The organism is Rhodococcus sp. DT1 (assembly GCF_049844875.1).
Lineage (GTDB): Bacteria > Actinomycetota > Actinomycetes > Mycobacteriales > Mycobacteriaceae > Rhodococcus.
In genome coordinates, this window is record NZ_JBNCLW010000004.1 from 64,890 (window position 1) to 79,060 (window position 14,171).

The 14,171-nt window shown below is 67.4% G+C and carries 10 protein-coding genes; all 10 read right to left on the reverse strand.

The features are described 5' to 3' along the window. Window positions 1-7: 7 nt before the first annotated feature. Window positions 8-1,897, reverse strand: a complete 1,890-nt coding sequence (gene fadD32 / locus ACLQ3J_RS10940) for a long-chain-fatty-acid--AMP ligase FadD32 (protein WP_425903230.1) — start codon at window positions 1,895-1,897, stop codon at window positions 8-10. Between the two features lie 659 nt (window positions 1,898-2,556). After that, complete coding sequence (locus ACLQ3J_RS10945) at window positions 2,557-3,516, reverse strand: cutinase family protein (RefSeq protein ID WP_169620775.1); 960 nt, start codon at window positions 3,514-3,516, stop codon at window positions 2,557-2,559. A 13-nt stretch (window positions 3,517-3,529) separates the two neighbouring features. Further along, window positions 3,530-4,075, reverse strand: a complete 546-nt coding sequence (locus ACLQ3J_RS10950; protein ID WP_169620776.1) for a DUF732 domain-containing protein — start codon at window positions 4,073-4,075, stop codon at window positions 3,530-3,532. Between the two features lie 135 nt (window positions 4,076-4,210). Beyond that, window positions 4,211-6,139: an alpha/beta hydrolase-fold protein gene (locus tag ACLQ3J_RS10955; RefSeq protein WP_425903232.1), complete on the reverse strand. Its 1,929-nt coding sequence runs from the start codon at window positions 6,137-6,139 to the stop codon at window positions 4,211-4,213. 214 nt (window positions 6,140-6,353) lie between these two features. Continuing rightward, window positions 6,354-7,364, reverse strand: coding sequence for an alpha/beta hydrolase (locus ACLQ3J_RS10960; protein WP_378529126.1), 1,011 nt, complete (start codon window positions 7,362-7,364; stop codon window positions 6,354-6,356). 255 nt (window positions 7,365-7,619) lie between these two features. Next, on the reverse strand, window positions 7,620-9,458 hold the full coding sequence (zomB, locus tag ACLQ3J_RS10965) for a flagellar motor control protein ZomB (RefSeq protein WP_425903525.1): 1,839 nt from the start codon (window positions 9,456-9,458) through the stop codon (window positions 7,620-7,622). A 118-nt stretch (window positions 9,459-9,576) separates the two neighbouring features. Continuing rightward, window positions 9,577-10,482, reverse strand: coding sequence for a decaprenyl-phosphate phosphoribosyltransferase (locus tag ACLQ3J_RS10970; protein ID WP_169652237.1), 906 nt, complete (start codon window positions 10,480-10,482; stop codon window positions 9,577-9,579). Next, a complete protein-coding gene (locus ACLQ3J_RS10975; RefSeq protein WP_378600141.1) occupies window positions 10,479-10,976 on the reverse strand; it encodes a phosphatase PAP2 family protein in 498 nt (165 codons plus the stop codon). Before ACLQ3J_RS10975 ends, ACLQ3J_RS10970 begins: the two co-directional genes overlap by 4 nt. A 58-nt stretch (window positions 10,977-11,034) precedes the next feature. Beyond that, the gene (locus tag ACLQ3J_RS10980) at window positions 11,035-12,924 is read right to left on the reverse strand and encodes a glycosyltransferase (RefSeq protein WP_425903234.1); all 1,890 of its coding nucleotides are present in this window, start codon (window positions 12,922-12,924) and stop codon (window positions 11,035-11,037) included. Beyond that, window positions 12,921-14,144, reverse strand: coding sequence for a UDP-galactopyranose mutase (gene glf / locus ACLQ3J_RS10985; RefSeq protein ID WP_169652238.1), 1,224 nt, complete (start codon window positions 14,142-14,144; stop codon window positions 12,921-12,923). The genes ACLQ3J_RS10980 and glf overlap by 4 nt, the downstream gene beginning before the upstream one ends. Window positions 14,145-14,171 lie beyond the last annotated feature (27 nt).

Sequence of the window (14,171 nt, forward strand, 5' to 3'; positions counted from 1 at the left end):
CATTTCTTCACACGCTGTCGGGGAACGCCTGCTGCTGGTGACCACCGCGCAGCGTTCCCTCGATGTAGGCGGCCTTGCAGGCGCGCCGTGCGATCTTTCCGCTGGAAGTACGCGGGATGGAACCCGCGGGAACGAGCAGCACGTCGCGTGCCGTCACGCCGTGGCGTGCCGAGATCGCGGCGCGCACGGCATCCGCGACCGGCTGCGGGTCGACCTTGCCCGCACCCGGTGCGCGCTCGGCGACCACGACGAGTTGCTCGGACGAATCGTCCGCGTCGAACTCGAGGCCGGAGGCGGCGTTCTCGAACACCACCTGCGGAAGCTGGTTGGCAGGCACCGCGAACGCGGCCACGAACCCGGGGCGCAGCGCGGGGCTGGCCTCCTGAGCCGAGTACTCGAGGTCCTGCGGATAGTGATTGCGGCCGTCGACGATGACGAGGTCCTTGACGCGGCCGGTGATGTACAGCTCACCGTCGATGTACACGCCGTAGTCGCCCGTGCGGAGCCACTTGGCGTCGTCGGGGGTGCCCTCGGCGTGACTGCCCTCGGGAAGCCGCTGCGTGATCTTGTTGTGGAAGGTCTCGTCGGTTTCCTTCTTACGACCCCAATAGCCGATGCCGACGTTGTCGCCGCGCAGCCAGATCTCGCCGACGTGCTCGTCCGGAACCTCGGCGCCGGTCTCGGCGTCGACGATCGCGGCCCACTGGCTGATCGACACGAAACCACAGGACACCTGCGGGATCGCGTTCTCGGCGTCGCGGTCGACGCGCACGACCCGGCCGCGGTTGAGTTCGTCGCGGTCGACGTAGAGGACCTTCGCTTCGTCGCTGTGCTTGGTGGACGAGACGAACAGCGTCGCCTCGGCCATCCCGTACGACGGCTTGATCGCGGTCTTGGGCAGGCCGTACGGCGCGAACGCCTCGTTGAACTTGCGCATCGACGACGTGGTCACCGGCTCACTGCCGTTGATCAGCCCGATCACGTTGCTCAGGTCGAGGTTCTCGCCGTCCTTCGGCAGCCCACGTGCGGCGGCATGCTCGAACGCGAAGTTCGGGGCGGCGGCGAACGTGCCGGCACCGTCGGACACCGCAGCGAGCTCGCGGATCCAGCGGCCGGGCCGCGCGACGAACGCACGCGGACTCATGATCGTGATGTACTTCCCGCCGATCGCGGGCAGGATCACCGTCAGCAGGCCCATGTCGTGGAACAACGGCAACCAGGTCACGCCACGCGAGGTCTCGTCGAGCTCGATCGAATCGGCCATCTGGATGACGTTGGTGAGCACCGAGCGGTGGGTGATCTCCACGCCGGCCGGGACGCGGGTCGAGCCCGACGTGTACTGCAGGTACGCGATGTCGTCGGTGGAGACCGCGGGGCTGGTCCACGAGTCCGCGAGTGTGTCGGGGATCGCGTCGACGGCGATTACCCGGGGACGCTGCGCGGCGGGGAGGGGGCGGAAGAACTGCCGGACACCTGCGGCAGACGACGTGGCGGTGAGGATCGCGCTCGGAGTGCAGTCGCCCAGAACGGCGTGCAACCGGTCCGTGTGGCCGGGCTCGTCGGGATCGAACAGCGGTACGGCGATGACGCCCGCGTAGATCGCGGCGAAGAAGGAGACCACGTAGTCGAGGCCCTGAGGGGCGAGGATCGCTACCCGGTCGCCGGGATCGGTGACCTGCTGCAATCGCGCGGCGATGGCCTTGAGCCGGACGCCGAATTGGTTCCACGTCAGTTCGTGGACCTCACCGTCCCGTTCCCGCGAGTAGTCGATGTAGCGGTAAGCCGTCTCGTCACCGTTGGAGGCCACGTTCTGCTCGAGGTGATCGAGCAGCGTGTTCCCCTCCGGCAAGTTGATCCGGCCGTTTTCATCGATGAACTCTTCGAACCCGACGCTCAATTCCTTCTCCCTGTCGAAGCGATCCCACAACCACTCGACATGGTTGCGCCCCTAACTCTTTCTTGCGCTGCCAGATCATCTCCTCGAACACCGCGAACAGCATCTGTGTACGACTCACTGAAGGTGTTCATCGGTCCGAGGTCACGGATATGTTACAGATCGGCATCGCTTACCCACCCCACGAATACCGGAATCGACGGGACAGGCACTTCCGTCCCCTTCGGGAAGCCACCAACATACGACATCGCCGACCCGCTGTGCACATTCGGCGCCCTTTCCGCAGGGGTCCCGGGCCCGGTATGCGTGCCGGTGTCATCCCCCGACCTGCGCAGTACCCGCCTCGGCCCGCCCGAAACGTGCGCCCGGCGCGCCGACCCGATATCGACGCGCGGACGCGCGGAGGACGTGGCAGTGACGTGGATCATCGGAACGCGGCGGAGGCCGAGGTCGCCGGTGCGGGTACGCCCCATCGCCGGGCGGGTATTCGCCGCTCCGTCGCTGGCACCCATCGGACCTCTTCTCCTGTGGCAGTCATCGCGAACCGCGCGCCCCGGATCGGCCGGGCGTGTCGGCCGAGGGATGAGTCTAGAGGCCGACGGCAGGACCGTTGCACCCGGTGGTGACGACCGACACTACTGGCGAGTAACCCTCGAGGAACCTCACTCCTCGGCAGGATGCGGGGCGGATTCGATCAAATCGGTCGCCCACGACGTGATCCACTGCGGTGCGGTGGTCCCGTTCTCGTCGACGACATACCAGTTGTACTGCGCATGGATCGGGTTGTTCACGTACTCGAGGATGCGCGGCGCAGCAGTCGCCCAGTTCGACGGATTGAACGCGTTCGCAGGGGCGTCGCAGATGCTGTCGGTCGGCGCGCAGATCTGCACGGTGCGGTCGTCGAGCGCTCCGAAACCGCCCGGACGTTCGCCCGTCATGGTGATGCCCGGCAGTCGCAGTCCGGCGAGCGACAGTTCCGCGCCCACTCCCGCGACGGGGGCTCCGATGTCGGTTCCCGACACGCCGTCGCGCCGGCCGTCCGCGATCAGCGCGACCCCGAGGACACGATCCGCCGGAACCGGACCGTTGCCGGCACCGATCTGCGCCGCTACGTCACCCACGATCACCGCACCCTGCGAAAAGCCGGTGAGCACATAGCTCGTGAGCGGGCATTCGGCGAAGCGCTGCGACAGGAAATCTGTGGTCGCCGCCGTACCCGCGCCGCGGCTGTTGTTGTACGACTGCTGACCGTCCGGGGGAATGGCGATCGGATTCGAGAACTGAGCGACGTACGGGACGGTGTACACGTCCGCCCGCTGCGGATCGAACCGCTCCTGGAGCGGGCGCGTCACGTTGAGCATCAACGACATGGGATTTGCGGTCGGGTTGTAGGGATCGTCCCCGATCGCCGACTCCCACGTCCCCGGCACGCTGACGACCTGCACATCCGGGCACGACGCCGGCTGCGACTGCGTGTCGTCGGGACCCTGCGGTGGGGTCGGGCCCGGCACATCGAGCCGTCCCGCAAGCAGGTACCAGAGCACCAGCACGACGGCCAGGAGGAGCAGCGCCCCCAGAACCACGATTGTGCGCCCACTACGGCGCTGCTTCGTCCTGACCATCGTGCCGACCTTCCTAGCTGCAGTACGTGTCGCCCGCGACGGCGATGTAAGTGTCCGCGGTAGCAGCGGCCTGTTCCTCGGTGATCTCGCCGCCGGAGGTGACCGACTCGCTGCCGACCAAGGCGGTGACGAACGTCTTCACCTCGGACGGGGAGCCACCCTGCGCCTGAGCGCTGCAGATGTAGTCCGCGATGCTGATCGCGCCGGCCTCGTCGGACGGCTCGACACCCTCGGCACGCAGCGCGGCGAGGAACTCGTCGCCTTCCGCGGTGGGAGCGGGCGCCCCACCGGGTGCCCCGCCACCGGGGGCCGGCGTCGCGGCGGGCGGTGCGGACTCGTCACCACTCGCGGTGGTGCTCGAGGTCTCGCCCGCGCCGGTCTCGTCCGCCTCGTCGGTGGGAGACACCGTACTGGTCGACGTCGTCACACCGGTCGTCGTCGGTGTGCTCGTAGCGGTGGAGTCGTCGCTTCCGCAGGCGGACAGAACTGCGGTGGCGGCGATTGCCGCGGCGAGTGCGCCGAAGACGCGGGTGGAGCGCGAGCGGGTCCGTGCAGGCATGTGGTGGTGTCCTCACATCCGGTATCGAGCAGAACTGGAACAGGGTGTGCCCCAGGCTACATAGCGCACGCGCGGCCGTACGGAGCGCCTCGCTCCGTACGGCCGCGCGTGCGGGAGTAACAGTCCCCGGGCGGGTTACGGGTGCAGCGTAACCGCGTCGCCGTCGACGGTGACGAAGCCGTTCTGGAAGTTCTGCTGGACACCGCGTCCACCCTCGGCCGGGAACTCGTCGCCGACGGGATAGCCCAGGCGGCCGTTCTCGGCACCCTCCGCGGACCACGCGTCGAGGACCTTGCCGCGCACGGGCCACGCGCCGGTGGGCTGGCTCCAGTAGATGCGGCCGTTCTCGAAGTCGGCGACGCGGCCGTTGTCCTTGACGACCTGCTCGCTCGAGATCGGGAACCCGAGCACTCCGCCCTCGTAGCCGAGCTGACCGTACTTGTCCATGATCATGCCCTGGACCGCGTGCGCGCCGGTCTGCTCCGACCAGTACATCGCCCCGATCTCGAAGCCCTGCACGACGCCGCGACCGTCCGAGGTTCGCGCCTCGTCGAGGACCGGGTAACCGAGAGGGCCACCTTCCCAGCCCTGGCGCTTCCACTCTTCGAAGATCGCGCCCCGCACCGGGCGCGCGCCGTGTTCGGGAGTCCAGTAGATCGCGCCGTTGCGGAAGTGGTTGTACCGGCCGCGCCCGTCCGCGGTGCCGCGTTCCTCGGTGACCGGGTAGCCGAGCGCTCCCGCGGGTCCGCCGCTGCCTTGGTAGAGCCCGCCGATCGCGCCGGCGACCGGGACGGTCACTCCGTCGGACGAGAAGACCCGCCCGAAGCGGAAGTCCTGCACGGTGCCACCGGCAACCGGGTATTCGGCGGTGAGGCAGTCGCCCAGCCACGGGCCGGCAGCGGCAACGTCTGCGATGGCTCCGGCAGGCGCGCACGCCGGCTTCTCCACCTCGACACCGAGTGTGTTCGCGAGCTGCGGCCACAACTGGTGCAGCTCGAATTCCCAGTACTTCCACGCGTGGGTGCCGGAGGGCCGGTACACGATCTGCGCCGGGATACCGGTCTTCTTCAGCTTCGTCGCGAACGCCTGGGACGTCAGGCGCGACAAGATTTCGAGGCCCATGCCCGCGTAGTTGGTACTGACGCCGGGAACGCTCGACGGGTCGTCGTACGGACCGGCACTGCCGCTTCCGCTCGACACGTACAGGCTCACGCCTCGCAGCTTGTCGGCGAGGAGATACGGGTCGTGCGCCTCCCAGCCCTCGCCGCCGGGTTCACCCCACATCGCCTCCGAGTCGAACCCACCCGCATCCTGCATCGCGTAGTGGATGGCCTCGGGCATGCCGAGGGTCGTGGTGGTGAGGATGCCCGACAGCGATGCGGCGAACTGCGCGAAACCGGGGTTGCGCGCCGGGAGGAACATCGCGGCCGTGCCGCCCATCGAGAGGCCGACGACACCGCGCTTGTCCGTGCTGCGCCAGTCCTTCTCGAGGATCGGTGGGAGTTCCTTCGTCAGGAACGTCTCCCACTTGTAGTTCTGGCCGTTGTTCTGGTCTACCCAGTCCGAGTAGAAGCTGGACTGGCCACCGACCGGAAGGACGACGTTGACGTTCTTGTCGGCGAAGAACGCCTCGGCGTCCGTTTCGAGCGTCCAGCCGCTCTGGTCGTCGCGGGCGCGCATCCCGTCGAGCATGAACACGGACGGAAAGCGCTTCTCCGGCGCGATGTTCCAGTCGCGGGCGAGGAGCATCTGCACCTGGATGGGCGTTCCCATCGACGGGGAGTCGATCCACAGCGCCACGCGGCGGTCCGTGAGCCAGTCGACCGCACGCACCGTCGCACCCGACTGGTTCTGGCCGACAGGGTCGGCTTGGGTCGCGAGAGGTTGCGCGGAAGCGACCGGCACCGTGGTCATCCCGGCTGCGAGCGGTGCCACGAGCGCGGCTGCGAGCAGCCCGAGTGCACGCCGCTTCCCGCGTCCCACCGAACGTGTGCCGCTGCTCTCGGATCGTGCGCTGCCGCCCGATCTGCTCCGGTGACCGCCAAGCTGGGTTCGCATCTGCATCGCTCGCTTCCTGCGTTACCGGGCGCCCACACACGGGCGCTGCTGTGCCGGATGTCCCCCGTCCCGAACCTTGTTTGTACACGTAGGAGAGCCGGTCGCGGGGGTGCCGCGCTGTGACTGATGGGAAAATTGTTACAGAGAACGCAGCGCCGCCCACCACCGAACGGTGGTGGGCGGCGCTGTGAGGAGCAGTGCTACCGGATCTCTAGGGAGATCAGAAGGCGTTGAGCGCCTCGAGGATCTGCGGGCGAGCCTTCCACAGCTCGTCTTCCCAGTACTTCCATGCGTGGGTGCCACGCGACGGGAACTCGAAGGTCGCGGGGATACCGAGCGCGGCCAGCTTGACCTGGAATGCGCGGGTCTGGACCAGCGACAGTGCCTCGAGGCCCATGGCGTTCGCCGTGTTGTAGAAGCCGGCGAAGCCCTCCGGGTTGTCGTGCTGGCCGGGCAGGCCGCTCGCTGCGGAGATGTAGAGGGACAGGCCCTCGAGCTTCGGAGCGAACACGAACGGGTCGTTGCGCAGCCACGACGGGCTCCACGGCGGGCCCCACATCGCGTCGACGTTGAAGCGGCCGGCGTCGAGCATCGCGATACGGATGGCCTCACGCATGCCGGGAGCCGACAGGTTCAGGTAGCCCGACAGCGACGACGCGAACTTGAACTGGTCGCGGTGGTAGGCAGCCAGCGTCAGAGCGGCCGAGCCACCCATCGACAGGCCGAGGATGCCGTTGTTGCTGCGCGACACGCCACGGGTGGCGAGGTAGTCGGGCAACTGCTGGGTCAGGAACGTCTCCCACTTGTAGGTGATGTCCTGGCTGTTGAGATTGCTGGGCGAGTACCAGTCGGTGTAGAAGCTCGCCTGGCCGCCGACCGGCATGACCAAGCTGACGTTGTCGTTGCCGAACTGCTGGAGAGCATTCGTCTCGAAGGTCCACGCGTTGGCGTCGTCGCGGGCGCGCAATCCGTCGAGCATGTAGAGAGCCGCATCACCGCCACGGGCTGCCCACTGGATCTGAACCTTGATCGGGCCCATGTCGGAATCGACGAAGACCTCTTCGAATCCTCCGGCCGGTGCGCGGTGCGAGACCGGTGCACTCTGGGCCGGTGCGGCGACAGCCGCGGAGGTTCCGGCAACACCGGCGGCAACGGGCAATACCAGCGCCACGGCGGCGGTGCCGAGCAGGCGCCGACGAAGGCCCTGCGACAACCTGGGGACAAAACGCATGAACAATGCTCACTTTCTCGATCAGCGGCGTCCGCGTTCGCGTCCCCCGTGAATACCCGGCGTTCGACGACCGGCGGGCGGTCGCCACAAGTCACACTGCGGTCAAGACTGTAAAGGACGGCGTGATCTCTGACAAACCCCGATTTCTGAGGTCGTGGGCTTGCGCAGACCGACGTGCCGCGGCGACCGTTCTCGCCGTTATCCGACCGTAATATGCCGTGATACTAGCGAGACCTGAAGTTCAAGCCAACTCGGTCATCCACCCGCGGACGGCATCGGCAGGTCGCACCGCTGGATCTCGTACTCCGGTACCCGGTCGATCCGGTATCCCGCGTACTCGAATGCGTTCCGCAGATTCCGCTTGAACAGCGGCCAGGTCAGCTCGGCACCGGACGAATCCAGCAACTCACGCGTCTCGGGGCACGTGAGCGCGAGCTTGGCCATCGCCACCCACTCTTCGTCGAGGTAGCCCGGCAGCCAGGGATAGACGTCGACCACTCCCGACTCGGCCACCACCCAGTCCGGATACAGGATCTTGTCGTGTCCGATCCGGCCGTCTTCGAGTCGTTCGGTGTGTGCCGCGAGCGGATAGGCCAGGCCCATCTGATCGACCACCCGAACATCCAGCCCGACATTCATGCTCGTCATGCCCAGGTTCAGAAAAAAGACCGTGTGCCCCGCTCCGCCCGGCGGAATGGGTTCCGGGGGCGGGACGACGTCCCAGGCGTCGTACGACGGCGTGGGCAGCAGCAGGCCCCCGTTCGGCGTCTCGGCGATCGTGGAGACCATCGCGCGCATCCGCGGGTAGTCGAGGTAGTCCTCGGCGCGGATCGGGTGGAGGTGCCCGGTGTTGAGCGAGTAGAACGCCCGCTCGTCGACGATGCCCGATCGGCCGACCACCGCACCCTCCGGCATGCCGGTCGTGTTCGACGCGAACAGCGCCCACACCACCGTGCCGACCCAGAGCACCGCGACCGCGCCGGCCACGCGGGTCCGGGGATTGTTTCCGAGTTCGGACCGGTCGGGAACCCGGAGCGGGATCACCGCTACCGGCAGCAGCAGGCAGAACAGGGGCGGGAGCAGCACGCGGCCGTGCATGAAGTCGCCGCCCACGCGCAGTGAATACAGCAGGAGCAGGACACCGGACAGGACCACCAGCACGACCACGGCCGTGGGGGTGCGCAGTACTCGTTGTCCCGCCGTCAGCAGGGTGCGCACGTCGGTTCCCTTCGACAGGAACCTTTCACGGTTGCCGGCAACACCGGTACCGCGACCGCTGGACAGCATCACCGCGACGGTCACCGTGACGAGGAACAACAGCGGCAGCCACAGCAGATACGGCACGACCAGGTTGCCGAGGTAGTCGAAGCCCTGTGTCCACTTCGCGCCGCCCGCGTCCTTGGAGACCGCGGTGTTCGGGTACGGCAGGCCGTAGTAGCCCATGCGCCAGATCTGGTAGACCACCGGCACCAGACCCGCGACCGCGACCATCGCAGCGCGGATCCGCCAGGTCAGGCCGTCCGCGAGGAAGAGCAGAGCGAGGGTCAGACCCGCGACGATCGCCAATTCGGGGCGCACCAGCGGACCGAGCCCGGCGACGAACGCCGTGCCCAGGATCCCCACGGTCCCCGGCAGAGGCCGCTTCCCGGCGGGATCGGGCGTTGCCCACCGGACCATGAGCAACCACACCAGCGCGAGCCAGCAGATCACCAGGCAGGTCTCGAGTCCGGATGTCGCGAAGTCCCGGGCCGGCGGCACCGCGATGTAGACGAGCACACCGGCGGGCAACAGCAGAACCGTGCCGGTCGCGGCACGCATGCGCCACCGGTACAACCGCGCCGCGCCGAGCATCGCCAGGACCACCGCGGTCGTCGAGAGCACCAGCGCGAGGCCGAGTACGACGTACTCGAGGCGGATGCCGGTGAGCCATCCGGCGCCGTAGACGATGTACGTCCATGCCGTGGAGGTATTCGCCTCGACGCGTTCCCCGGCGTTGAAGACCGGTCCGTATCCGGCCAGCAGGTTGCGCACCGTACGCAGGACGATCAGGCCGTCGTCGGCGATCCACCGGCGGTCCCACGCGCCCCAGAACATCAGGAGTGCCGAGAGGGCCACTCCCCCGGCGAACACTCCGCGTGCGACACCGCGAGGCAGGCCGGGTCGGTTGGTGCCCGCTCGGCCTGCCGCGTTGTCGTCGACGTCGTTCACGACGTCAGAAGAGGTAGACAGCACCGCCGACCACCAGGATCCAGGCAACCGCGAGGAACTGCAGCACACGGTCCTTCAAAGCGATCTCTTCCGGCTCCCCGGCTTCGCCACCGTCCACGTCCACCGCGTACCGGAGGATCGCGACGACGAACGGCACCATCGAGATGGCGTACCAGTTCGAGTCCGCGCGGTTGTCCTGCTCGAACGCCCACAGGCCGTAGCAGATCACGACGGCGGTCGCGGCCACGGTCCACACGAACCGCAGGTAGGTCTCGGTGTAGTACTCGAGCGACTTGCGGATCTTGGCTCCGGTGCGGGTCGCGAGACGGAGTTCGGCGTAGCGCTTACCTGCCGCCATGAACAGCGATCCGAACGCCATGATCAGCAGGAACCACTGCGACAGCGGGATCTCCGCCGCGACACCGCCCGCGATCGCCCGGATCAGGAATCCCGACGAGACGATGCAGATGTCGAGCACGGCCTGATGCTTCAATCCGAAGCAGTACGCGAGCTGGATGCCGATGTAGACGGCCATGACCACCGCGAGCTGCCAGTTCGCGAGGAACGACAGCAGGATCGAAGCGACCAGGAGGCCCACCGCGATCATGTAGGCGAGTCGTATCGGCAGGATGCCGGCGGCGATCGGCCGGAAACGCTTCGTGGGGTGCGCACGGTCGGCTTCGACGTCGAGCGCGTCGTTGACCAGGTAGATGCCGGACGCTGCCATGCAGAACACGACGAACGCGAGCGCGACCGGCAACAGCACGTCGAGCTGGGTGACCGATCCCGCAGCCATCGGTGCCGCGAGCACCAGGACGTTCTTCACCCACTGCCGCGGGCGCATCGCCTTGACGATCCCTGCGGGCAGGGTCTTCGGGGCCTCCTTGACGGCGGCCGGTTCCTCGCTCATCGCTCTCCAAACTTCTTCTCTGCCCGCACCACGACGGCGGCGGACGCCGCACCCAGTGCCGCGCCGGCCAGGACGTCCGTCGGATAGTGCACGCCGAGAACGAGGCGCGACAGCAGCATGGGCGGCACGAGCACCGCGGGAAAGGGTAGCCCGGTGACTCGGGCGAGCAGCACGGCAGCCGCGGTCGTGGAGGTCGCGTGCGACGACGGGAAACTCAGCCTGCTCGGCGTCGACACGTTGACCTGCACCGACGGGTCGGACGGCCGGCGGCGGCGCACCACCCGCTTGATGACGATCGAGGCGGCGTGCGCACCGACGGCACCGACGGCAACGCTCGCCCACTGACGGCGGCGCTTGCGGTCGACCACGGCTCCGAGTCCGCCGACGGCGACCCAGCCGAGCGCGTGCTCACCGAAGTGCGACAGACCGCGCGCAGCGGAGATGGCGCCCGGAGTGCTGCCGACGGCAGCCTGCACGGTCTGCAGGATCCGTATCTCGGTGTCGGTGCTCTTCCAACGACCTGTGCGAGCGCACTCGGCCGGATTCGTCTCGCTAGTTACCGGCGCCGAAGACACGCTCCCACTCCTCCTTGCTGGTCAGGGCGGGAACCGCGTCCCGGTACCGCTTCTTCATTTCGGGGAACCGGCGCGCAAGTTCACGGCGCAGGCGAAGCGCCTCGGTCAGCAGGGCCTGAGCCTGTGCTCGGTCGCGCTTACGGTAGACGACGCCCCGGCCGTCCGCGGTGGTGACGGTCACACCGTCGACCTGGGACAGCAGGAACCAGCGCGCATCGATCGTGGGCACGTTGAGCTGGGGACGGTTGTGGTGCTCGGCGTTCTCCGGACGGAAATTGTGCAGCACACCCTTGGCGAGACGCTTGACCTTCGCGGCCGCGCCTTCGGGGATTCCGACCGCGCCGACCTCGGCTCCCGACGCCATCGGCAACTCTGTCGACGACGGCAGCACCACTGCGTCGGAGAAGTTCTTCCGCAGCGCGTGCACCTCACCGAGGGCGCGGGGCAACAGGTCGAAGAGCTGCTCCGGGCCGGCCAGGAAGTCTTCGATCGCCTTGTTCTGGATCGCAACCGTGGAGTACTCGAGGCACACCAGGTGCTTGACCGTGGCCTTGACCGTGTCCAGCACCAGGGCCTTGGAGTCGCCGTCCATGTGCATCGCGGCGACGACCAGGCGGTTGCGCAGGTGGAAGTACGCCTGCCAGTCGATGGCGTCGTCCTTGTCGCTCCATGCCATGTGCCAGATCGCGGCACCGGGCATGGTGACCGTCGGATACCCGGCGGCGCGGGCGCGCAGCCCGTACTCGGCGTCGTCCCACTTGATGAACAACGGCAGTGGCTGCCCGATGTCCTCCGCGACGACCCGCGGGATCATGCACATCCACCAGCCGTTGAAGTCGACGTCGATGCGGCGGTGCAGCAGCTTCGAGTTCTCGCGGTCGTGCAACGGCTTGGTCGCGAAGTCGTGGTCGTATTCCACGTTCGGAGCGGCACTCCACATGAAGTTCGCCCGGTTGATGACCTCGCCCATGGTGTGCAGGTGGCTACGTTCCTGCAGGTTGAGCATCTGGCCGCCGACGAGCATCGGCTTCTTCGCGAAGCGCGACAATGCCAGCGCGCGCAGCACCGAGTCCGGTTCGATCTCGATGTCGTCGTCCATGAACAGAATGAACGGCGAGTCGGTGGTCTTCAGCGCCTCGTACATGATGCGGCTGTAACCACCGGAACCACCGAGGTTGCCCTGGTCGTGGATGACGAGCCGGTCGCCGAACGGTGCGGCTGCCTCGGCGAAACCCGGTTCGTCACGAACCTTGCGGGTGCCCTGGTCCGGAATGATCACGGCGTCGACGACATCCATGACCAGCGGGTCGGACGCGAGCGCCCGCAGTGCCTTCACACAGTCGGCGGGCCGGTTGAACGTCGGGATACCGACAGCGACGGACGCGCGGCCTTCGGCCTCCACCGGCGAGTACCAGCCCGCGGAGTGCAGCGTGACCTCGGTGTCGGTCGTGATGTCGAACCAGATCCAGCCGCCGTCCTCGAACGGACCGAGATCGGTCTCGAGTTCGACGACGACCTTGTCGCCGGAGAACTCACTGCCGGTGACGTGGATGCGACTCGCGTCGGCCTTGCTGCGGTAGATGTCGATGCGGCCGTGGCCGGTCAGCTCGAGGCGCAGCACCACCGCCGGCAGTGTGCTCCAGCGCCGCCAGTAGCTTGCCGGGAACGCGTTGAAATAGGTGCACAGCGACACCTCCGACTCGGCGCCGACGGTCAGGGCCGTGCGGGTCGTGGCGTGGGCACGACGGGCATTCGTCGGCGACTCCTCGAGGTACAGGGTGCGCACGTCGAGGGGTTCACCCGGCCGGGGCAGGATGATCCGCTGGAGAAGGGTCTTACCGAGCAGGCCCGGTTCGCTGATGCTCACGACGCGTCACCCGCGATCGGGGCACCCGACTCGAAGTGCGGCGCGAGGACATTGTCGAACATCGACAGCGCGCTGGCGATCGCCATGTGCATGTCGAGGTACTGGTAGGTCCCCAGGCGGCCGCCGAACAGCACGTTGTTCTCGGCTGCTTCCTTCTTTGCGAGTTCGCGGTAGGCGGTGAGCTTCGCGCGGTCCTCGGAGGTGTTGATCGGGTAGTACGGCTCGTCGTCGTCACCCGCGAAGCGCGAGAACTCACGCATGATGACCGTCTTGTCGGCCGGGTACGTCTCGCGCTCGGGATGGAAGTGCCGGAACTCGTGGATGCGGGTGTACGGCACGTCGGCGTCGTTGTAGTTCATCACCGGGGTGCCTTGGAAGTCGCCGCAGTCGCGCAGGACCTCGGTTTCGAAGTCGAGGGTGCGCCACCCGAGCTTGCCTTCGACGTCGTCGAAGTAGCGGTCCAGCGGGCCGGTGTAGACGACGGGCGCATCGGGGCTCGCGGCCCGGATCTCGTCGCGAACCTCGAACCAGTCGGTGTCGAGCCGCACCTCGATGCGGTCGTCCTTCGCCATGTTCTCGAGCCACGCGGTGTAGCCGTCGACCGGCAGACCTTCGTACGTGTCGTTGAAGTAGCGGTTGTCGAAGGTGTACCGGACCGGGAGCCGGGCGATGTTGCCTGCCGGCAGTTCCTTCGGGTCGGTCTGCCACTGCTTGGCGGTGTAGTCGCGCACGAACGCCTCGTACAGCGGACGGCCGATCAGGGAGATCGCCTTCTCCTCGAGGTTCTTCGCCTCGGAGGAATCGATCTCGGATGCCTGCTCCTTGATCAGGGCGCGCGCCTCGTCCGGCGTGAAGTAGCGGCCGAAGAACTGGGAGACGAGGCCGAGCCCCATCGGGAACTGGTAGGCCTGGCCCTTGTGCATCGCGTACACGCGGTGCTGGTAGCCCGTGAAGTCGGTGAACTGGTTGACGTAGTCCCACACGCGCTTGTTCGACGTGTGGAACAGATGGGCACCGTACTTGTGGATTTCGATGCCGGTCTCGGGCTCGGGTTCGGAGTACGCATTGCCGCCGAGATGGTAGCGGCGCTCGACGACGAGAACTCGCTTGCCGAGCTGCGTGGCGGCCCGCTCTGCGATCGTCAGTCCGAAGAATCCGGAGCCGACGACGATCAGGTCGTACTCACCGGTGGAGGGCTGGGGCGCTGATGCAGCAGTCACGGAGAACCAGGGTAAGCGACCGGGGTA

What these genes read in the sequence shown, in the direction of transcription:
- ACLQ3J_RS10945 (WP_169620775.1), bottom strand. Translation starts at nt 3,516, where the DNA reads ATGGTCAGGACGAAGCAGCGCCGTAGTGGGCGCACAATCGTGGTTCTG.
- ACLQ3J_RS10950 (WP_169620776.1), bottom strand. Translation starts at nt 4,075, where the DNA reads ATGCCTGCACGGACCCGCTCGCGCTCCACCCGCGTCTTCGGCGCACTC.
- ACLQ3J_RS10955 (WP_425903232.1), bottom strand. Translation starts at nt 6,139, where the DNA reads ATGCAGATGCGAACCCAGCTTGGCGGTCACCGGAGCAGATCGGGCGGC.
- ACLQ3J_RS10960 (WP_378529126.1), bottom strand. Translation starts at nt 7,364, where the DNA reads ATGCGTTTTGTCCCCAGGTTGTCGCAGGGCCTTCGTCGGCGCCTGCTC.
- zomB (WP_425903525.1), bottom strand. Translation starts at nt 9,458, where the DNA reads ATGTTCTGGGGCGCGTGGGACCGCCGGTGGATCGCCGACGACGGCCTG.
- ACLQ3J_RS10970 (WP_169652237.1), bottom strand. Translation starts at nt 10,482, where the DNA reads ATGAGCGAGGAACCGGCCGCCGTCAAGGAGGCCCCGAAGACCCTGCCC.